Raw genomic sequence first — 19,014 nt, 5'->3', positions numbered from 1 at the left:
GCCATCAGGCTTCGGCGAAACGTTGCAACTGCATTTCCTGTAAACGGCTTAACGTGCGGCGGAACGGGAATTCCAGATAACCCTCGGTGTACAACGCCGCCATCGGCACCTGCGCTTCGAGGTACAGCGGCACCTTGCGGTCGTAGCACTCGTCCACCAGGGCAATGAAACGCCGGACACCGTCGTCATGCACCGACAATTGCGGCAGCTCGCGATCACCGGCCACGACCCGTTCGGCACCGTCTTCCGTGCCTCGGGCGATGCGTCCTTCACGTTTCTGTGCGCTCAGATTTGGCACTTCACTCAACAGAATAGCGCTGAAGGTGTCGCACAGCGCCATGAAGTCCATGGCGGCGAACGGTTGTTCGCACAGGTCGGCGTAGCGGCACCAGAGTACGGTCGAACTGGCCTGCACCACAGTGACCGAGCGGTAACCAACCGTGATCGGATCGCTGGACGTGGGCTGGCCTGCGGTCAACCCGTTGAACACCTCACCGAGCGCGCTCGGCTGCCCGGGCGCCGCCACCCAATACCGTTGCAGACCCGCGCCGGGATGCAGGCGATGGTCTTCGCCGCCATCCACCGCGATCACCTGCATGTGTTTTTTGATCGCTTCGATGGCGGGCACGAAGCGGTCACGGTTGAAGCCATCGGCGTATAGCTGGTCCGGCGGTTGATTGGAGGTGCAGACCACCACCACGCCCTGCTCGAACATCACCTGAAACAAACGCCCGAGAATGATCGCGTCGCCGATGTCGTTGACGAACAGTTCATCGAAACACAGCACCCGCACTTCCTGGCTCAACTCACGGGCCAGCGCCTTCAACGGGTCGGCGGTGCCGGTCAGCTGGAACGAGCGCTGATGCACCCAGCCCATGAAATGGTGAAAGTGTTGGCGTCGGGCCGGGACCTTGAGATTTTGGTAGAACTGATCCATCAACCAGGTCTTGCCCCGTCCGACCGGCCCCCAGAGGTAAACGCCGGTGATCGGCGTGCGGCCTTCATGCAGGGCTTCGTGGCATTTTTGCAGCGCCCACACGGCATGTTCCTGGGCTTCGTCCTGGACGAAGCCCTTCTGTTCAATGGCGTGTTGCCAGGCGCTTAGGGGAGAGTCGACATTCATGCGCGGCAGTATGCCATGCGCTCGGGTTTACACAGAGATGTCCAGCCGGGCGATCTTGCCCTGCTCGTTGAGGCGGAACATGTAGCGCAGTTCCAGCGGACTGCCGGGAAAGGTCCCGGAAATCAGGTTGTGCACCAGGACTTTGCCGGTACGTTGCTGAACGTCGAGCACTTCGACCCGTGGTTCATAACGTTGCGCGGTGTCTTGCATCCATTGGGCGATGGCTTGCGTGCCGATCCGGTGCTGGCCCTCATCGAACACGTTGGCGTCCTCAGCAAAAAAACTGCCGACCCGCGAGGTGTCGCGGGCATTGGCGGCGGCAATGTAGGCGGCGATGGCGGGTGCCAGTGAAGAGGCTGGATTGGACATGGGTGCGGCTCCTTGTTGTTTGATTCTGGAGCCATGCTAGAACAGGTCTGTGTCAGTTCTTGTCAGGAGTGAAACGCCCGGCGTCATCCAGTTGCATCTGCTTGTGCCAGGTGCGCAACAGGTCGCTGCGTCGCCCCGGATAGCGCTCGCCCTGCTCGTGAGCGGCCGAGATCCGGTCGGTACGAAACGTGCGGTAGGCACTGCGCAATTCGCACCAGGCGACAATGATCCGCACCTCATTGAGAAAACCCAGCGCCAATGGCCAGATCAGCCGCTGACTGGGCACCTGTTGAGCGTCTGCATAATCGATGTTCAGCTTGGATTGATCGCGAATCGCCTGACGAAACACGTTCAACGGCACGGCGTTTTGCGGATACCCATAACCACGCGGGCCCGGCAACACCGTCGGGTTGCGCAAAGCATCCTGAGCTTCCGGCGCCAACACGGCGGCAATCTTCGCCAGGGCATCGGCCGCGGCTTTGCTCAACACCTCGTCGCCACGCTGATCGACGTAACGCAATCCGAGCACGATGGCTTCGGTTTCGTCGGCATTGAGCATCAGAGGCGGCAGGAACAACCCGCTGCGCAACACGTAGCCGACCCCTGCTTCGCCGAAGATGGGTGCGCCCAGCGCGGTCAACTCGGCGATGTCGCGGTACAACGTGCGTTCGGAAATCTGCAATTCCCCGGCGAGCGTCGCGGCCGTGGCCGGACGACTTTTACCCCGCAGCACTTGCAACAACGTGAGTAAACGAGTGGTACGCGACACGATCGGCAGGCTCTTTCCTGAAAAGTCGTCGGAGCTTAGCAGAGGCCGCTGTCAGAAGTTGGCAGGAGCGCCGCCCTGGTGGTCAGCTGGGGGCATGGCGCCGAGCGTGACGAAGCCAAGCGCATTTTCGACGGTTATCTGGAAGCCGGCGGCAACTTCATCGACACCGCCAACGGTTATCAGGCCGGCCAGTCGGAAGCCATACTCAGCGAGTTCATCGCACCGGAACGCGATCGCCTGGTTATCGCCACCAAATACACCATGGGTACCACGCCAGCCGCGGGCATTTCCCACACTGGCAACAGCCGCAAGAACATGGTTCGTGCCGTGGAAGAAAGCCTGAAACGGCTCAACACCGATCACATCGACCTGTTCTGGGCGCACATCAGTGACGGCGTGACGCCGATGGAAGAGATCCTGCGCGGCTTCGACGACCTGGTGCGCGCCGGCAAGATTCACTACGCCGGGCTGTCGAATTTCCCGGCCTGGCGCATTGCTCGCGCCGATGTCCTGGCCGAAGTACGCGGTTTCGCGCCGATTGCAGCGATTCAGGCCGAATACAGCCTGGCCGAACGCACCGCCGAACGTGAGTTGCTGCCGATGGCCGAAGCGCTCGGGCTGGCGGCTACGATCTGGTCGCCGCTGGGTGGCGGGTTTCTCACGGGCAAGTACCGCAGCAATGATGACAATAACCGCGCCGCCAAACTCGGCATGCTGGTCCACACCGAGAAAAGCGCCCACGAAACCGCCCTGCTCGACACCTTGCTCGCAGTGGCAGCGGAGCTTGAAGCCACGCCTACTCATGTGGCCATTGCCTTGCTGCGGGAAAAGGCCAAGCGTTCGACGACGGCGCTGATTCCGATTCTGGGTTCGCGCACTCGTGAGCAACTGGATGCGACATTGGGCGCGTTGACGGTGCAATTGAGCCCGGAGCAGTTGTCGCGGCTTGATGGGGTCAGCAACGTGCCGAAGGGCGTGCCACATGAAACGATTGCCGGTTCGGCGGCGCGGTATACAGGGGCTGAAACCCTTGACCTGCCAATCATTCCGGTGGCCTGAAAAAGCTTCGCGGGCAAGCCTCGCTCCTACAGATTGTGGCGTTCACAGACTTTGTGTTCGCCACAAGAAGGCGTCTTACCGGTCTATTTTGTGCCTGGCCGCATACAGGCACAGCATCTCCATCGCCAATGTCGCCGCCGCCAGTGACGTAATGTCCGCATGGTCGTAGGCCGGCGCGACTTCCACCACGTCCATCCCCACCAGATTGATCCCGCGCAACCCGCCGAGAATTTCCAGCGCCTGCACCGTGCTCAAGCCTCCACACACCGGCGTTCCGGTGCCCGGTGCGAACGCCGGGTCGAGGCAATCGATATCGAACGTCAGGTACACCGGGTTATCCCCCACCCGCGCACGAATCGCCTCGACAATCGCCTCACACCCTTGCCGATGCACCTGCCGCGCATCCAGCACCTGGAAGCCCTGGTGATCATCATTGGTGGTGCGCAAGCCGATCTGCACCGAGCGCGACGGATCCACCAAGCCTTCCTTGGCCGCGTGCCAGAACATTGTCCCGTGATCGACGCGCTTGCCCTCTTCGTCCGGCCAGGTATCGCTGTGGGCGTCAAAGTGAATCAACGACAGGGGGCCATGTTTGCGCGCATGGGCCTTGAGCAGCGGATAACTGACGAAGTGGTCACCGCCGAAAGTCAGCATTGCGCAACCGCCGTTCAGGATCTGCTCGGCGTGGGCCTCGATGCTTTCCGGCACCGCGTGCGGCGAGCCGTAATCGAAGGCGCAATCACCGTAGTCGATGACCGCCAGATGATCGAACGGGTCAAACGTCCATGGCCAGTGACGTTCCCAGGCAATCCCGCTCGATGCGGCGCGAATGCCGCGCGGGCCGAAGCGCGCACCGGGACGGTTGCTGGTGGCGGTGTCGAACGGCACACCGCTGACCACCACGTCGACGCCGCGCAAATCACGGCTGTAGCGACGACGCATGAAACTGGTGATACCGGCGTAAGTACTTTCGGCGGCAGTACCGAAGAGGCTGTCGCGGGTCAGGGCCTGATCATTTTGCATCGGGACGTCCATGGGATCTCCTTGTTATTTATTGGCGGCTACGGAAAGTGGTCCACAGGCGAGTGCGCGAGCGCATGTCCTTGAGGCTCATGCTGCGGTCGGCGTACAGCCGTTCGCGGGTGTCGGCCAGGGGGTAGATGTCCGGGTCGGTCCGCACGACTTCGTCCACCAGTGGCGTCGCTGCACGGTTGGCCGTGGCAAAGAACAGCGTGTTGGTCAGCGCCGCGACGGACTCGGGGCGCAACATGAATTCAATGAATGCCCGAGCCGCTTCGGGGTGCGGCGCGTCCTTGGGTATCGCCAGGTTGTCCTGCCAGACCAGCGTGCCTTCCTTCGGAATCCGGTAGGCCACCTCGAACGGTTTGTTGGCCTTGCGCGCCTGGTCGGCGGCCATGCTGGCGTCGCCGTTATAGGTCAAGGCCAGGCACACGCTGCCATTGGCCAGATCGCTGATCTGCCGCCCGGTGGCGACGTACAGCACATTGGGCTGCAACTGATGCAACAACGCCTCGGCGGCGGTCAGATCTGCCTTGTCGGTGCTGTAGGGATCTTTACCGAGATAGTGCAACGCCAGGCCAATCACTTCCTGGGGCGAATCGAGAATCGCAATGCCGCAATCCTTCAGCTTGCCGGCGTATTGCGGTTTGAACAGCAGATCGAGGCTGTTGAGCGGCACATCGGGCAAGCGTTTTTGCACCGCCTCGACGTTCATCCCCAGCCCCAGAGTGCCCCAGGTATACGGCACGCCATAACGATTGCCAGGGTCGACGGCCGCCAGTTTTTCCAGCAGGTCCGGGTCGAGGTTGGCGTAGCCCTTGAGCCCTTCGTGGGGAATCTCCTTCAGCGCACCGGCCGCCAGACCACGAGCCAGCACGCTGGAGGACGGCACCACCACGTCATAACCGCTGCCGCCGGTGAGCAGTTTGGTTTCCAGCACTTCCGAAGAATCGAACGTGTCGTAACGCACATGAATGCCGGTTTCCTTTTCGAAATGCTGCAGGGTTTCAGGCGGCACGTAATCGGCCCAACTGTAGAGGTTGAGGGTTTTTTCCTCTGCCTGGGCCGACGCGGCCATGGCGAGAAAGAGCGCGGGTAAACCCAGTTTGAATACGGGAGCCATGACGAACACCTGACCAGAGGAAGTGGTTGCAGCGTGCGCCCTCGGATACATTGGCGAAATACCAAGTTTGTTAACCTGACTTTATTGCGGAGTAATGTTTGATGCTCGGTCAACTCCACGACCTCGACCTGCAACTGCTGCGCCTGTTTGTCCGCGTGGTGGAATGCGGCGGGTTCAGCGCAGCGCAAGGTGAACTGGGGTTGAGCCAGTCGAGCATCAGCCAGCAAATGGCCAGACTCGAAACCCGGCTCGGCTATCGTTTGTGCAGTCGCGGCAAGGGTGGATTCCGGGTCACGCCCAAGGGCGAACAGTTGCTGAGCGCGACGCGCGGGCTGTTTGAGTCCATCGAAGCGTTCCGTCATCAATCCAACGGTGTGGCGGGTCGGTTGATCGGCGAAGTGCGCCTGGGTTTGTCCGAAGCGCTTGATCAATCGGTGCTGCAAAAAGTCGCCGATGCCATCCGTCGCTTTCGTGAACGGGACGAATCGGTGCGCATCGAGTTGATGAGCGCCATGCCCGGCGAAATGGAACGCCTGTTGCTGCAACAACGGCTGGACCTGGCGATCGGCTATTTCTCCCAAGTGCAAAGCGCATTTGACTACCGCGAACTGTTCAGCGAAACCCAGCACCTGTACTGCGCCCCGGGTCATCCGTTGTTCACCGACGACGCGCCGGACGATCTGGCGTTGCAGGCGTGCGACCGGGTCGATCATCCCTATCGTTTTCTGCGCAGTGACGAGCCGTTTCAAGGCAAATTATGTTCGGCACGGTCCGAGCAGGTCGAAGGCACCCTCGCCTTCATCCTGTCCGGCAAGCATGTCGGCTATTTGCCTGAACATTTTGCCCGCAGCTGGGAAGACAAAGGTTTGCTGCGCGCCGTGCGCCGGGATGACCTGAGTTTTGATGTGGCGTTTCATCTGGCGCGCCATCGTGCCCAGGTGCCGGGGGATGCGCAGAAAGCCTTTGAAGAAGACTTGCTCGCCGCGTTTGAATGAACACGCACGGACCTGTGGCGAGGGAGCTTGCTCCCGTTCGGCGGCGCAGACGTCGCAAGATCTGCACACAAGGTGTGGTTGAAGGAATGCCGGGGGCCGTTACGCAGCCCAACGGGAGCAAGCTCCCTCGCCACAGCTCCGTGTGTATCGTTTGCCCTCGGTGCCCGCTGCTGGCATCCTGCGCCTCCATTTTTTGACCTGGCCCCTGGCGCTTTCCTCGTGACCTCTTCCGAACACGCAAAACCCCAGTCCCGTTCCGACCTGATCTACGGCCTCAACGATCGCCCACACCTCACCGCGACGGTCTTCGCCGCCTTGCAGCATGTGCTGGCGAGTTTTGTCGGCATCATCACGCCCACCCTGATCATGGGCGGTGCTCTGGGCCTGCAAAGCGAAGTGCCGTACCTGATCAGCATGGCGCTGTTTGTCTCGGGCCTGGGCACCTTTGTTCAGGCGCGTCGGTTCGGCCCGATCGGTTCCGGCCTGTTGTGCCTCCAAGGCACCAGTTTCTCGTTCATCAGCGTGATTCTCAGCGCCGGGTTCATGGTCAAGGCCCGGGGTGGCGGCACCGATGAAATCCTCTCGACGATTTTCGGCGTGTGCTTTTTCGCGGCATTTATCGAAGTGGTGTTGAGCCAGTTCATCGGCAAGCTGCGGATGCTGATCACACCCGTGGTGACCGGCACCATCATTACCCTGATGGGGCTTTCGCTGATCAAGGTCGCGATGACCGACATCGCCGGCGGCTTTGGCGCGGCGGACCTTGGCGCGGCCAGTCATCTGGGGTTGGCGGCGTTGGTGCTCGGCACGATCGTGGTGCTGAACCGGGTCGATGTGCCGTTCCTGCGCCTGGGGGCGATTGTCATTGGCCTGACCCTCGGTTACGTCGTGGCCTGGCTGATGGGCGACGTCAATTTCGCCAGCCTGCCCGACGTGCCGCTGATGAGCGTGCCGGTGCCGTTCAAGTACGGCTTCAATTTTGACTGGGTGGCGTTTGTGCCGGTGGCGGTGATTTTCCTGGTGTCGCCGCTGGAAGCCGCCGGTGACCTGACCGCCAACTCGATGATTTCCCGGCAACCGGTCAAGGGTCCGATTTACATCCGCCGGATCAAGTCCGGCCTGCTGGCTGACGGCCTGAACTCGGCCATGGCGGCGGTGTTCAACAGCATGCCGATGGTGACCTTCGCGCAAAACAACGGGGTGATCCAGCTCACCGGCGTGGCCAGCCGTTACGTGGCGTTCTTCATCGCCGGCCTGCTGGTGTTGCTGGGGCTGTTCCCGATGATTGGCGCGGTGCTGCAATTGATGCCCAAACCGGTGCTCGGCGGCGCGGAACTGGTGATGTTCGGCACCGTGGCGGTGGCCGGCATCAAGATCCTCGCCGAGGCCGGTCTGCATCGGCGCAACATGCTGATCGTGGCGATTTCCATCGGCATGGGCCTGGGGGTCGCAGCGGTGCCCGAAGTGCTGCGCGAGCTGCCCAAGGCGCTGCACAACATCTTCGAATCACCGATCACCGTCGGGGCGTTGTGCGCTATCGTGCTGAACATCTTCCTGCCCGAGGAATTCATCGAGCTGGAAGAGGACGATTTCGATCCGGAAGCGTCGATCTTGCAGGTCATGGAAAACCCCGATGTCCCGGCCAAGGGTGAACCCCCAAGGCCTGCGGCAGTCGCACTGTTGAACCGCTAGAAAGCTCGAGGGCTGAGCCCGTGGCGGCTCAGCCCTTTTCTTTATGAGAGTGTCTACATGCGCAGCGTCCACGCCGTCATCCTTTCTCTGCTGTTGCTCTCCCTGAGCGCCTGCGCCCTCTTCCCCCATCGCGATCCGTTGAACATCAACGTGGTCGGCATCGAGCCGCTGCAAAGCCAGGATATGGAAGTGCGCTTTGCCGTGAAGATCCGGGTACAGAACCCCAACGAAACGCCGATCGACTACAACGGCGTGGCGCTGGATCTGGAAGTCAATGGCCTGCCACTGGCGTCCGGCGTCAGCGATCAGTCGGGCTCGATTGCACGCTTTTCCGAAACCGTGCTGAGCGTGCCGGTGAGCGTTTCGGCGTTCTCGGTGTTACGCCAGACGTTGGGGCTGAGCCAGACGCAGACACTGAATAATCTTCCCTACGTGTTACGCGGCAAACTGGCGGGCGGCTTGTTTGGAACGGTGCGCTTCGTGGACACCGGGAAGCTGAGCTTGCCGGGGTCGACAGCCGGAACTCGGTCATACCGACAATGAATATCCCCTGTGGAAGCGAGCCTGCTCGCGAAGGCGGAGTGTCAGTCAATGCATGTGTTTCTGACACACCGCCTTCGCGAGCAGGCTCGCTCCTACAGGGGTGATGCTGTTCAACCATTGACGGTTATGCGGTGCAACGGACGCCGGGCCGGGCGCGCGTAGTGACCGATCACGTCGTAGTCCTAGCGCGCGCGACTTGATCTTCTAGCGCCAATCCAGATAACGAAACAGTTCCTCCTCCTGATCAAAGTGCAGTCGCACGAGGGTATCCAGACGAATCAACTGATGCTGGATCTCATCAGCAGATGCCGTTGCGGGGTCGGAACTGAAGTCGCTACTCATGCGCGTCAGTAAATGGATAAGGCGAAAAATCTCCCGGTGAGCGTGGCTCATAGCCGACATCGGGTCCTCGCCCGGCATGCTTCGCGTCAGCAGCGGGTACAGTATGTTTTCATCTTCGTGTTCATGCTGCGCCAGTGATGTTTGCAGCGTGTTGACCAGTTGCACCAGGTCGGTCTGTGCTTGCGCCAGTGGACGCCGGGCGAAGTCATTGGCCAGTTGGTGCAGATCGCTCAGTACGGTGGAGAGTTGCTGGTGTTCATCTTGCAGGCGATCGATATGTTCTGCGGCAAGCTTTCGTTTCCTCAGCACCCACATCGGCCCCAGTGCCCGCAAGGCGTTAAGGATAATCACCACGTCGATACCCTCCTGCACCACGGCGCCAATCAGCGGCGGCAGGTAACCGAGGGCCGCCACCGCCATGGCCAGCAACGACATCCCCATGCCGACCAGCACACCCTGGCGGGCGATGTAGCGGGTGCGTCGGGCAATGTCCAGCGCCTCGACCAGACGATCCAGCCGATCCACCAGCAGCACAACACCTGCAGCTTGTGCAGAAGCAGTGGCACCGCTGGCCCCCATGGCTACGCCGACGGTGGCCGCCGCCAGGGCCGGGGCATCGTTGATGCCATCACCGACCATCAGTGTGCTGGTGCGCAGGCAACCTTCCTGTACAGCACGCACTTTATCCTCAGGGGTCAACCCGGCACGCAGCTCGTCAATCCCGGCAGATAGCGCAATCATCTCGGCGGTTTCCAGGCGATCCCCGGTGAGCATGACTATCTTTTCGATGCCCCGATTACGCAGTCGATGCAGAGTCTGTGGCGTTTCGCGCCGAACCTTGTCCGAGAAAACCAGCAGGCCCGCGAGCTGCCCATCCACGTCGATGAAACTTCCACTGCACGCCAGGTAATCCATGTGGCGCAGCATGGCGGCGACCCAGTCAGTTTCAGGGGCGTCTTTGTGAGCAAAAGACAACGAGCCGAAACGCACCTGCACGCCATCGACTTGCCCACAAAGTCCGGAGCCTGGGCTTTCTTCTACTTCCTGTGGGACGCTCAGAGGCAATTGACGCTGATGCGCCGCCTCAACGATGGCCTGGGAGACAGGGTGCGTCGAGGCCTGCGCCAGCGAAGCGGCCAGGCCAAGCAGGCGCTGCGGATCGACCAGTCCGTTGACCTCTATCGACTGCAGACGGGCATGGCCGCTGGTCAGTGTGCCGGTCTTGTCGAGGAACACCTGCTTGACTCCGGCCAACGCTTCCAGGGTCACGCCGTCCTTGATCAGTATCCCGCGCCGCGCTGCCCTGGAAATCCCCGACATGATGGCAATCGGTACGGCCAGAATCAAAGGGCAAGGTGTGGCCACCACCAGTACCGCCAGCGCTCGCAAAGGATCACCACTCAATTGCCAGGCCAATCCGGCAATCAGCAACGTCAGCGGGATGAAGAACAATGCATAGCGGTCGGCCAGGCGCACGAAAGGTGCGCGTGAACGACGTGCCTCCTCGGCCAGCCGCACTATGCCGGCATAGGTACTCTGCGCGGCCGTTCGCGTGGCGATTATCAGGATGGGGGCACCGACATTGGAAACGCCGCTGGGCAGTTGCTCTCCTTCTCGACGGGTGACGGGCAACGACTCACCGCTGAGCGCCGATTCGTCCAGAATGGCCGCAGGACTTAGCAACCGACCGTCGACCGGTATCACCTCCCCCAGCCGCACCAGCAATGTCTGATTCAGCTGGACCTGCTCAACGGGGATCTCGCGCAAGCCGCCCTCCTCCTCCTGCAGCCAGGCAAAACGTGGCGCCCGGTCGATGAGCGCACGAAGCTCACGGTCGGCGCGTTGCTTGGTGAAAAACTCCAGGGTCCGTCCGGTCGCCAGCATTAAGGCAATCACCGCTGCCACCAGTGTCTGATCAAAGACCAGGGCGGCAGTGATCGACAGCAGCGCGATCAGGTCGACACCGGCCTCGCGCCGGGCCAGGCGCCTGACGATTTCAAGGAGCAGTACCGCAGCCATCACCAGACTTCCGGCGGCCCAGCACCTCGATGCCCAATCAGGTGCTTGCGCAACATACGCAATGCCGCCGGCCAGCAGCGTCAGTGCGGTGAGCAGCAACAGAACAGGGTCCAGCCACTTACTGAGCATCGAAGTGAGTTCCTCAAAAGCGATTTGCAGGCCTCGCTGTAAAACAGCTGTCGCTCATCGAGGTATAGCTTAGGACTCGAATGTTTTTCGTGTCCCCGGCGCGCCGCAATTTCAGCGCTGGACACAACAGAAGTCGCGGTTGTGCCCGGACGAACCAGGTGTAAACCTATTTCAGGACTAGACAGTGCAAAAGGCTGAAGCAAGGCGTGCGTTAACGCTGCGATCACATCTTCTCTTCGACGAACGAGTCTGATTGTCTGACCGCCAGAATGCTGCCCTGCAACGAATACAGCGCGCGCTCCATAGTGCTGCCGATGAATCGATTAGTACCCACCCGATGCAAGGTGCCCATCACCACGACGTCAGCCTGGTAATCATCGACAAATGCACTGATCACCGGCATCGGCAGCCCCATGAAAAAATGCCGGCGCTCTGGAGCAATCCCATAGCGCTCAGCCAGGGTGTTGAAGGCCTGATGAAGGGACGCTCGCAACTCATCCATGAAGGCCACATTCCAGCAGCCGGTGATCAGCGGCGTATCGCCATTGAATGCTGGCGATAAGTCATAGGCGTAAAGCAGGTGCAGCGATGCGTCGCATTGCACGGCCAGCGTATGAGCTGCCTGAATAATGGCATCGTTCACATCACGGATTTGTGTGACCGTATCAAACAGGTCCACAGCGGCGACGATCTGATGAGGCAACTCATGATAGACCTGGTTGACCAGGTGCAACGCAACGGGACACCCGCGCAGCAAATGGTAATCCAGAGGTGTGACGAACACCCGTCCAAGTACCGGGTCCACCGTGACATCCTTGATGACCAGGTCGGGCTTGAGCTCTTCTACACATTTCAAGATGTCGAGCAGTGGATCGCAGGTGAAGACAACTTGCACGTTCACCTCCAATCCCTGTGCATTGAGACGCTGAAGTGTCTGGTCCCTCCAGTGGAGATAATGGCGCTGATATCGCGGGTCCCCCTCCTCGTCTCGGTTCTCTTCCCACACATGCGCCATGGCCGCCGGTTCGATAAAGGCTCGTACATCCAGCATGGCTCCACTGGCCCTGGCCAGGGCGATGGCACGCAGCAAGGCTGGGGCCTCTTTCAGGTTTGGGTTGGCGATCAGCAGCAAGCGTTGATAGTGGGCCATGACACACTTCCTCTATACACCGGCCCATAGCGTGGCCATGTTCAAAGACTGCGCTCGTTGCGCCCTATGCCTGTTTGATTTACATCAAATCCAGGCAATTGAGTGCACTGTCACAAGAGATCTGATCCAGATCATATTCAGGCGCAGTCAGCGGAGTAGAAAGAAGTGAATCGCGAGATTTGCCACTGCGCGCCAACCAATGAAGACGGCTGGAGGATCGCATCATGCTCACTGTCAAAGACCATAATGATCGGGCCTCTGAAGCCTATTCCAAAGTCACTGGGAAATACTGGATCGAAGCGCTCAAGGATGGTCGTCACGTGTTGATCCGGCAACTGACGGAAAAAGACCGCGAGCGAGAGTACCGCTTCATCAAACATCTGTGCCCGGAGTCCCGGCACATGCGCTTTCTCATGCAGAGCAGCGAACCCGGCAACAAGCAGTGCCTGGCTTACATCGCACTGGTCCACGAAAATGGCCAATTGATCGAGATCGGCGTCAGCCGTTATGCCGCCACGGGCGAATACAAGTGTGAAGGTACGGTGACAGTCGCCGATCAATGGAAGCGTCTGGGTTTGGGTACGTTATTGCTGGAACATTTGATCACGGCCGCGCGCAAGAACGGTTTTCACCAGATGTATGCGCTCGACGCCTCCAGCAATGCCCCGATGCGCGACCTGGCCAGATCACTGGGCTTCGAGACGCGCGACGATCCCTACGATACCCGTCAGGTGATTCACTGCCTGTACCTGTAAAACAACGGGTCTGTTGAAGCACCTTGATCCGGCGACTCATATAAGCGGCCTATTGACCCGCCAGGCGAGGAATCTGGCCCCCGACACCTTCTCTCAAGCCTTTGCACCCTTTATTGACGAAACTCAATTGTTCATCTGGAGCAAGGCGTAGGAATAATCAAACAGGTGATGAATCGACACAAAAGTTCGCGTTTAAACACAATGTGTCGAGGACCTGCGGATCGATCTCCGGCGGTTGTGCGCAAGCGCAATACCGCTGGCGGTAACCCACCCTTACGGGGACGACGGTCATGAACACACCCTCCCAAGACATGCTGGATAACCTGTATGGCTCACCTCGGCACATTGACCAGGCTGCCATCTCACCGCTTCTGCGCCAATACGCTGAGCCTCTGCCGGCGCTGGACTCATCCGCCTTTGGTGAAATGTTCGATCGCTATGCGGATGCGCGGGTGGTGATGATTGGTGAGGCCAGTCATGGCACCAGTGATTTTTATCGAACCCGGGCAGCGATCACCCAAAGGCTGATCGAGCAACACGGGTTCAACATTGTGGCCGTTGAAGCCGACTGGCCGGACGCCGGCCATGTCGACCAGTATGTCCGGGGGTTGGCACACTCGGCGTGGAAACGTCACATCTTCAGCCGATTCCCGACCTGGATGTGGCGCAACACCGACGTGAGAGCATTCGCCCACTGGCTGCATCTCTACAACCACACCCTCGCCACGGAACGTCGCGTCGAGTTCCGCGGACTGGACGTCTACAGCTTGCGCAACTCCATCCATGAGGTGCTGAGTTATCTGGACCGGGTCGACCCACAGCTGGCCCACGAGGCCCGGCGGCGCTATGGCTGTCTGACCCCTTGGCAGGATGATCCCGCGTTGTATGGTCACTTCGTCGAACGTGCCGGCTTGATGCCTTGTGAGCAACCGGTGATTGAACAGCTCGACGCCATGCTGGCCGAACAACTGGCCGGGCTCATCCAGAACGACGAGGCCTTCTTCAATGCGGCGCAAAACGCTCGGGTAGTGCAGGCGGCGGAACAGTATTACCGTGCGATTTATCGAGGGTCGACCGCCTCGTGGAACCTGCGTGACCGGCACATGTTCGACACACTTCGGGCACTGCTTGAGCACCGGGGTCCACAAGCCAAAGCCGTGGTCTGGGCGCACAATTCTCATATCGGCAACGCGGCTGCGACGGAAATGGGCTGGAAGGGTCAGTTCAACATCGGTCAGCTGTGCCGCAGTGCTTATGGGCGCGATGCCGTACTGATCGGTATGAGCACCGACCGTGGCCAGGTGGCCGCAGCCGATGACTGGGACAGCGACATGCTCATCAAGGATATCCGGCCCTCTCGCCCGGACAGTTGGGAGCACCAGTTCCTCAAGGCGGGTGTGCCGGCGTCATTGACCGACTGGCGAGACCCAACGCGCAAAGAGCTGCGCCGGGTGTTGTCCAAACCGTTGCTGGAACGGGCCATCGGGGTGATTTACCGCCCTGAAACCGAACGTGGTAGTCACTACTTCGAAGCGACGCTGGCCGAACAGTTCGACGCCATGATCTGGATTGAACAGACCCAACCCGTGACAGCACTGGCGCTGCCGAAAAGCCAGAGACTCGAACCGGAAGACGAAACCTATCCGTTTGGCGTGTGAGGCCGATCAGGCGTTGTCAGGCGGGGTCGTGCAAATACTTCTCGAACCAGTCGCCAGCGAGTCTGGCGACTTCTTCAAGGGCTCCAGGTTCTTCGAAAAGATGGGTCGCGCCCGCCACAATTTCCAGCTGCTGCTCACACCGCAAGGCCTGACTGCTTTGATCATTCAGTTCGAGCACCACCGGGTCCTGGGCGCCTACGATCTGCAAGGTGGGTGCCCTCACCTGCGACAATGCAGCCCCCGCCAGGTCGGTGCGCCCTCCGCGGCTGACCACCGCATGCACCACCTCCGGGCGCACGGCCGCCGCCAACAACGCCGCCGCAGCACCGGTGCTTGCGCCGAACAGACCGATTCGCAGCGAGTGCAACTCCACGTCCCGACCGACCCAGTCGATGACGTCCACCAGTCGCCTGGCGAGCAAGGCAATATCGAAACGCAGCTCCCCGGTGAGGTTGTCCAGGCGTTGCTCTGGCTCCGTGAGCAGGTCGAACAGCAGCGACGCCAGCCCCCGCTTGGCCAAGGACTCTGCGACAAACTGATTGCGTGGGCTCAGACGGCCACTGCCGCTACCGTGCACGAAGATCACCAGACCGTCAGTCTGCAGCGGCAGACGCAGATCGGCCGATAACTCAACCTCTCGCAATTCCAGCTGTCGAGATTGAGGCTTAATCATCGAAAGGTTCCCGCGAGGCGGAATCCGTGGCGGCTTCTCGCTGCCAGGCCCGTTGCAACAAATCAATGACTTCTTCGTCCGAGGTCTGGGGGAAACTCAAGTACCAATACCCGATCGACATCATCCATTCAGGTATGAGTGGGCAGATCACCTCATCGACTTCGAAGCTCAGCGTGTCCACCGTTTCCCGCGGCGCAACCGGTACGGCAACGACGATACGAGCAGGTGCCTGCATACGCACCGCGCGGATCGCCGCCATCATCGAGGCGCCCGTCGCCAGGCCGTCATCCACCAGAATCACCACCTGCCCCTTGAGCTGCAAGGGTGGCCGGGCGCCCCGGTACAGGTGCTCCCGCCGCTGCAATTCCCGTGTTTCACGCGCGACCACGGCGTCGAATGCGGCCGGGGAAATCGGGTGAGCCCGCAGCGCTTCTTCATTTCGGATCTGGATACCGCCACTGGCGATGGCGCCCATGGCGAACTCGGGGTTGGACGGCACGCCCAGTTTGCGCACCAGCATCAGGTCCAGGCGCACGTCCAGGGACTTGACCACTTCATAGGCGACCGGAACGCCGCCACGGGGCAAGGCGAGGACGATGACATCGGGTCGATGGGCGTATTTGAGCAACGGTTCCACCAGACGTCGACCGGCTTCTGCCCGGTCCTCCAATGTGGTTTGTAATGAGGGGCTTTGACTCATGAAAAACCTCCTCAGGCGATGACGCCTGTCGTTTCGTTACACCATGGCCTTGTCCGGCTAGACCGCCAGAACACTGCAAGGCACCTGGTACAGAATATGTTCGGTCGTGCTGCCCAGCAGCTTCTCCAGGCCGTGGTACTGGACTCGGCCCATCACGATCACATCCACCTGCTGCTCGTTGGCAAAATCGCTCAACGCCGCGACCGGATGTCCGAGAACAAAATGCCGACGGTCAGAGGGGACGCCGTACCGACCGGCCAATTTGCTGAACGATTGTTCCTCGGTGGTGCGCAACTCTTTGGTGATGTCTGGAAGCGCCAGCCCCCCCATGTCTGCCAGATAGACCCCTGAAAGATCGCAGGCATACAGCAGGTGCAGCTCGGCATCGCACTGCAACGCCAGATTGGTGGCTTGCTGAATGATCCGCTCGTTCAGCTCGCTGTCCGCAGGCGCCGTATCCGACGCGTCAACCGCCGCCACGACCTTGCGCGGCAAGGCATGACCACCGCCGCCCACCAGATAGACCGGTATCGGGCAGTGGCGCAACAAATGCCAATCCAGCGGGGTGAAGAACGCGCGTTTGAGCGCTGATTCGTGCTGCACTTCTTTGATCAGCAGGTCGGGCTGCATTTCCGTGACGTGATCAAGAATGTCTTGCTTCATGTCGTCGGCCCACATCACCTCTGTCGTCACTTTGAGCCCCAGCGCGTTGAGATTGGTTGCCTGGTTTTTCAGCCAGTCGCGATGGTCCTGAAGGTAGCTTTCCCGGGCTTTTTCCTGCACGCCTTCGTCAAGCAGTGACAGTATCTCCAACGGCTTTACAAGCGCAGCAATATGCAAGCCCGCGCCGCTGGCCTTGGCCAGAGCGGCCGCATGGTTTATCGCTGGGGAATGGCGCAGGGCCGGGTTGATGATGAGTAACAAGCGTTGATATTGGCTCATGATCTGACTCCATACAGGGGGACTCGACGTCCATCGCTGCCCCATTGCTGAGACTAGTCGTAACGCCTGCGCCGGATCAGGCACCCGCGTTGATTCAGCGTCCTCTGTTGATGTCGCCCTGGCGTTGATTTATATCAAATCCCCGCGTAACGCCGTTCATTGGACCAATGCGGGTCATGGATCGGGCTTTCATTTCACCGTACTTGATCAATATCAACAGGGCCGGGCCGAGCAGGATTACGTTGGCAAAATGGGACGGCATGTTTGCTGTGCTCAGGACTTTGATGCTTGCCGGTTCCTTGATGGTGTGATGCCTCCACCGCACCGGCTTTCGACAGGAGACGGCAATGTCGACCCAACTTGTGAGTCAGCGGTTGCGCTTGTACGACAGCGATGAACTCGATGGTGTGCTGCAGGCGATGGCGCGCCAAGCGGCGATATTGTTGCCGCCCGCTCAATCGGCACTGATTGGCATCCAGCGTCGCGGCGAGCCGCTGGCACAGCGCTTACAGCAGCATCTTTCGCGTCAGACCGGCCAGCCAGAACTGCCGCTTTACCCCCTGAAGGTCAAGCGTTATGCCGATGACCTCAAGGTCCTGCATACACACACGGAATTGACTGAGAACCCACTTCTGGGCGAGCTGGACCTTGCCAATACCACCCTGCTTGTTGTCGACGATGTGCTTTTTGAAGGCCACTCCCTTCTGCGCACCTGTGCCTATTTGGCGCAGCTGGGCGCTCGTCGGGTCTACACTGCGGTATTGGTTGACCGGCATGTTTGCCAGCAACCGATCCGTGCCGACATTGTCGGCGTGCACCTGCAAGTTGCCGCCCATGACATCGTCGAATGCAACGTCCCGCCCTACGAAATGGAGTTCTGCATTGAAGTGTTGCGGCATGGTGCTGTCCGATGACGGCGCAACTGTTCGATAAGCCTCAAAGGAGCCAATGCATGCTCACCGACCGCCCGCTTCTTTTTGCCCTGCAAGGCAGTGAGCACTATGCAACACGCGTCGCGCAGCGGCTTGGCTGCCAACTGGCCCTGCATGAAGAGCGCGACTATGAAGATGGCGAACATAAATGCCGACCGCTGGCGTCGGTTAACGGTCGCGAGGTCGTGGTGTTCCATGCTTTGTATGGAGATGACCGGCAGAGCGCTAACGATAAGTTGTGTCGCCTGTTGTTCTTTTGCGGAGCACTCAAGGATGCCGGCGCTCGCCATGTGCAGGTCGTAACACCCTACCTCTGTTATGGACGCAAAGATCGTCGCAGCCAACCTCAAGACCCCACGATCACCCGCTACCTGGCGGCCATGATTGAAGCCTGCCACGTTGATCGTCTGGTTGCCCTGGAGGTGCATAATCCGGCCGCGTTCGACAATGCCTTTCGCATTCCGACGTGGAACGTGCAGTGCACAGAATTATTCGCCGAGCATTTCGCCAGGTTCGTCGGCGACGCCGACGTGGTGGCGGTGTCCCCGGATTCCGGTGGTGCCAAGCGCGCCGAACAGTTTCGTCAGGCCCTCGAACGACATCTGGGACGCTCAGTGGGCAGTGCGCTGATGGAAAAGCACCGTGCTCACGCGACGCTGACAGGCGCCCTGTTGGTGGGCGACGTATCGGGTAAGACAGCCATTGTTTTCGACGATCTGATCAGTACCGGTGAAACGCTGAAGCATGCGGGCCTTGCCTGTCAAAAGGGTGGAGCCAGCCGATTGTTTGCCGCGGCGACCCATGGTTTGTTCACGGCGGGCAGCCATCTGTTCGACAAGCCGCTTTTCGAGCACATTGCGATCTCTGACAGCGTGCCTCCATTTCGCCTGTCCCCCGAGTGCGTGACGCAGCACGTGCACGTAATCGACAGCACCGCCCTGATAGCCACCTTGCTGGCTGAAAGTGGAGCATTCGATACCGTTTGAGCAGATGAAGAGGCCGATCAAAGACAATGGGGAGT

17 protein-coding genes and 1 pseudogene are annotated in these 19,014 nt (G+C 60.2%); 8 read left to right on the top strand and 10 right to left on the bottom strand.

Features of this window, described 5'->3' with window-relative positions; genetic code table 11:
- Window positions 1–4: 4 nt before the first annotated feature.
- From zapE to FBY01_RS11905, 3 genes are read right to left on the bottom strand one after another with little or no spacing between them, the layout of a single operon-like run.
- The gene (zapE, locus tag FBY01_RS11915) at window positions 5–1,123 is read right to left on the bottom strand and encodes a cell division protein ZapE (RefSeq protein ID WP_010460579.1); all 1,119 of its coding nucleotides are present in this window, start codon (window positions 1,121–1,123) and stop codon (window positions 5–7) included.
- A gap of 27 nt (window positions 1,124–1,150) precedes the next feature.
- A complete protein-coding gene (locus FBY01_RS11910) occupies window positions 1,151–1,492 on the bottom strand; it encodes a nuclear transport factor 2 family protein (protein ID WP_010460581.1) in 342 nt (113 codons plus the stop codon).
- A 52-nt stretch (window positions 1,493–1,544) separates the two neighbouring features.
- Window positions 1,545–2,261: a YafY family protein gene (locus FBY01_RS11905; protein WP_010460583.1), complete on the bottom strand. Its 717-nt coding sequence runs from the start codon at window positions 2,259–2,261 to the stop codon at window positions 1,545–1,547.
- Between the two features lie 87 nt (window positions 2,262–2,348).
- Between FBY01_RS11905 and FBY01_RS11900 the strand changes: the two are divergent.
- A pseudogene (locus FBY01_RS11900) lies at window positions 2,349–3,320 on the top strand (aldo/keto reductase); the annotation flags it as partial.
- A 75-nt stretch (window positions 3,321–3,395) separates the two neighbouring features.
- On the opposite strand, the gene speB reads toward FBY01_RS11900, so the two are convergent.
- Both speB and FBY01_RS11890 read right to left on the bottom strand, forming a co-directional pair.
- Window positions 3,396–4,355 carry an agmatinase gene (speB, locus tag FBY01_RS11895; RefSeq protein WP_145307710.1) on the bottom strand — a complete coding sequence of 320 codons (960 nt, stop codon included), beginning with the start codon at window positions 4,353–4,355 and terminating at the stop codon, window positions 3,396–3,398.
- A gap of 16 nt (window positions 4,356–4,371) precedes the next feature.
- The gene (locus FBY01_RS11890; RefSeq protein WP_145307712.1) at window positions 4,372–5,463 is read right to left on the bottom strand and encodes a polyamine ABC transporter substrate-binding protein; all 1,092 of its coding nucleotides are present in this window, start codon (window positions 5,461–5,463) and stop codon (window positions 4,372–4,374) included.
- A gap of 101 nt (window positions 5,464–5,564) precedes the next feature.
- Between FBY01_RS11890 and FBY01_RS11885 the strand changes: the two genes are divergently transcribed.
- From FBY01_RS11885 to FBY01_RS11875, 3 genes are all read left to right on the top strand, one after another.
- The gene (locus FBY01_RS11885) at window positions 5,565–6,458 is read left to right on the top strand and encodes a LysR family transcriptional regulator (RefSeq protein ID WP_010460591.1); all 894 of its coding nucleotides are present in this window, start codon (window positions 5,565–5,567) and stop codon (window positions 6,456–6,458) included.
- A 219-nt stretch (window positions 6,459–6,677) separates the two neighbouring features.
- A complete protein-coding gene (locus FBY01_RS11880; protein ID WP_145307714.1) occupies window positions 6,678–8,150 on the top strand; it encodes a nucleobase:cation symporter-2 family protein in 1,473 nt (490 codons plus the stop codon).
- Window positions 8,151–8,207: 57 nt separating this feature from the next.
- A complete protein-coding gene (locus tag FBY01_RS11875) occupies window positions 8,208–8,693 on the top strand; it encodes an LEA type 2 family protein (protein WP_145307716.1) in 486 nt (161 codons plus the stop codon).
- Between the two features lie 204 nt (window positions 8,694–8,897).
- On the opposite strand, the gene FBY01_RS11870 is transcribed toward FBY01_RS11875, so the two are convergent.
- The gene (locus FBY01_RS11870; RefSeq protein WP_145307718.1) at window positions 8,898–11,183 is read right to left on the bottom strand and encodes a heavy metal translocating P-type ATPase; all 2,286 of its coding nucleotides are present in this window, start codon (window positions 11,181–11,183) and stop codon (window positions 8,898–8,900) included.
- Window positions 11,184–11,406: 223 nt separating this feature from the next.
- Window positions 11,407–12,333 (bottom strand): universal stress protein, encoded by a 927-nt coding sequence (locus FBY01_RS11865; protein WP_145307720.1) that lies wholly within the window; start codon window positions 12,331–12,333, stop codon window positions 11,407–11,409.
- Between the two features lie 224 nt (window positions 12,334–12,557).
- Between FBY01_RS11865 and FBY01_RS11860 the strand changes: the two genes are divergently transcribed.
- Both FBY01_RS11860 and FBY01_RS11855 read left to right on the top strand, forming a co-directional pair.
- Window positions 12,558–13,088, top strand: a complete 531-nt coding sequence (locus FBY01_RS11860) for a GNAT family N-acetyltransferase (RefSeq protein WP_010460601.1) — start codon at window positions 12,558–12,560, stop codon at window positions 13,086–13,088.
- 290 nt (window positions 13,089–13,378) lie between these two features.
- Complete coding sequence (locus FBY01_RS11855; protein WP_145307723.1) at window positions 13,379–14,746, top strand: erythromycin esterase family protein; 1,368 nt, start codon at window positions 13,379–13,381, stop codon at window positions 14,744–14,746.
- A gap of 16 nt (window positions 14,747–14,762) precedes the next feature.
- Here FBY01_RS11855 and FBY01_RS11850 read toward each other — a convergent pair whose 3' ends face one another.
- Genes FBY01_RS11850 through FBY01_RS11840 form a run of 3 tightly spaced genes read right to left on the bottom strand, consistent with a single transcriptional unit; the run spans window position 14,763 to window position 17,061 of the window.
- A complete protein-coding gene (locus tag FBY01_RS11850) occupies window positions 14,763–15,419 on the bottom strand; it encodes a dienelactone hydrolase family protein (protein ID WP_083376669.1) in 657 nt (218 codons plus the stop codon).
- Window positions 15,412–16,119: a phosphoribosyltransferase gene (locus FBY01_RS11845; RefSeq protein ID WP_145307725.1), complete on the bottom strand. Its 708-nt coding sequence runs from the start codon at window positions 16,117–16,119 to the stop codon at window positions 15,412–15,414. The genes FBY01_RS11850 and FBY01_RS11845 overlap by 8 nt, the downstream gene beginning before the upstream one ends.
- A 57-nt stretch (window positions 16,120–16,176) precedes the next feature.
- Window positions 16,177–17,061: a universal stress protein gene (locus tag FBY01_RS11840; RefSeq protein ID WP_145307727.1), complete on the bottom strand. Its 885-nt coding sequence runs from the start codon at window positions 17,059–17,061 to the stop codon at window positions 16,177–16,179.
- 347 nt (window positions 17,062–17,408) lie between these two features.
- Here FBY01_RS11840 and FBY01_RS11835 point away from each other — a divergent pair, with 347 nt between their 5' ends.
- Both FBY01_RS11835 and FBY01_RS11830 read left to right on the top strand, forming a co-directional pair.
- Entirely contained in the window at window positions 17,409–17,975 is a 567-nt protein-coding gene (locus FBY01_RS11835; RefSeq protein ID WP_145307729.1) for a phosphoribosyltransferase family protein, read from the top strand.
- A 38-nt stretch (window positions 17,976–18,013) separates the two neighbouring features.
- A complete protein-coding gene (locus FBY01_RS11830; RefSeq protein WP_083376665.1) occupies window positions 18,014–18,979 on the top strand; it encodes a ribose-phosphate pyrophosphokinase in 966 nt (321 codons plus the stop codon).
- Window positions 18,980–19,014: the final 35 nt, after the last annotated feature.

The sequence above is a fragment of the Pseudomonas sp. SJZ077 genome, assembly GCF_007993905.1.
In the GTDB taxonomy this organism is placed as follows: Bacteria; Pseudomonadota; Gammaproteobacteria; order Pseudomonadales; family Pseudomonadaceae; genus Aquipseudomonas; species Aquipseudomonas mandelii.
The sequence above is the reverse complement of the archived record's forward strand: the minus strand, read 5'-3'. Positions and strand labels throughout refer to the sequence as shown.

Excerpts from the sequence above, each read along its gene's own strand:
- zapE (WP_010460579.1), bottom strand. The coding sequence starts at position 1,123 with ATGAATGTCGACTCTCCCCTAAGCGCCTGGCAACACGCCATTGAACAG.
- FBY01_RS11910 (WP_010460581.1), bottom strand. The coding sequence starts at position 1,492 with ATGTCCAATCCAGCCTCTTCACTGGCACCCGCCATCGCCGCCTACATT.
- speB (WP_145307710.1), bottom strand. The coding sequence starts at position 4,355 with ATGGACGTCCCGATGCAAAATGATCAGGCCCTGACCCGCGACAGCCTC.
- FBY01_RS11890 (WP_145307712.1), bottom strand. The coding sequence starts at position 5,463 with ATGGCTCCCGTATTCAAACTGGGTTTACCCGCGCTCTTTCTCGCCATG.
- FBY01_RS11885 (WP_010460591.1), top strand. The coding sequence starts at position 5,565 with ATGCTCGGTCAACTCCACGACCTCGACCTGCAACTGCTGCGCCTGTTT.
- FBY01_RS11875 (WP_145307716.1), top strand. The coding sequence starts at position 8,208 with ATGCGCAGCGTCCACGCCGTCATCCTTTCTCTGCTGTTGCTCTCCCTG.
- FBY01_RS11870 (WP_145307718.1), bottom strand. The coding sequence starts at position 11,183 with ATGCTCAGTAAGTGGCTGGACCCTGTTCTGTTGCTGCTCACCGCACTG.
- FBY01_RS11865 (WP_145307720.1), bottom strand. The coding sequence starts at position 12,333 with ATGGCCCACTATCAACGCTTGCTGCTGATCGCCAACCCAAACCTGAAA.
- FBY01_RS11860 (WP_010460601.1), top strand. The coding sequence starts at position 12,558 with ATGCTCACTGTCAAAGACCATAATGATCGGGCCTCTGAAGCCTATTCC.
- FBY01_RS11855 (WP_145307723.1), top strand. The coding sequence starts at position 13,379 with ATGAACACACCCTCCCAAGACATGCTGGATAACCTGTATGGCTCACCT.
- FBY01_RS11850 (WP_083376669.1), bottom strand. The coding sequence starts at position 15,419 with ATGATTAAGCCTCAATCTCGACAGCTGGAATTGCGAGAGGTTGAGTTA.
- FBY01_RS11845 (WP_145307725.1), bottom strand. The coding sequence starts at position 16,119 with ATGAGTCAAAGCCCCTCATTACAAACCACATTGGAGGACCGGGCAGAA.
- FBY01_RS11840 (WP_145307727.1), bottom strand. The coding sequence starts at position 17,061 with ATGAGCCAATATCAACGCTTGTTACTCATCATCAACCCGGCCCTGCGC.
- FBY01_RS11835 (WP_145307729.1), top strand. The coding sequence starts at position 17,409 with ATGTCGACCCAACTTGTGAGTCAGCGGTTGCGCTTGTACGACAGCGAT.
- FBY01_RS11830 (WP_083376665.1), top strand. The coding sequence starts at position 18,014 with ATGCTCACCGACCGCCCGCTTCTTTTTGCCCTGCAAGGCAGTGAGCAC.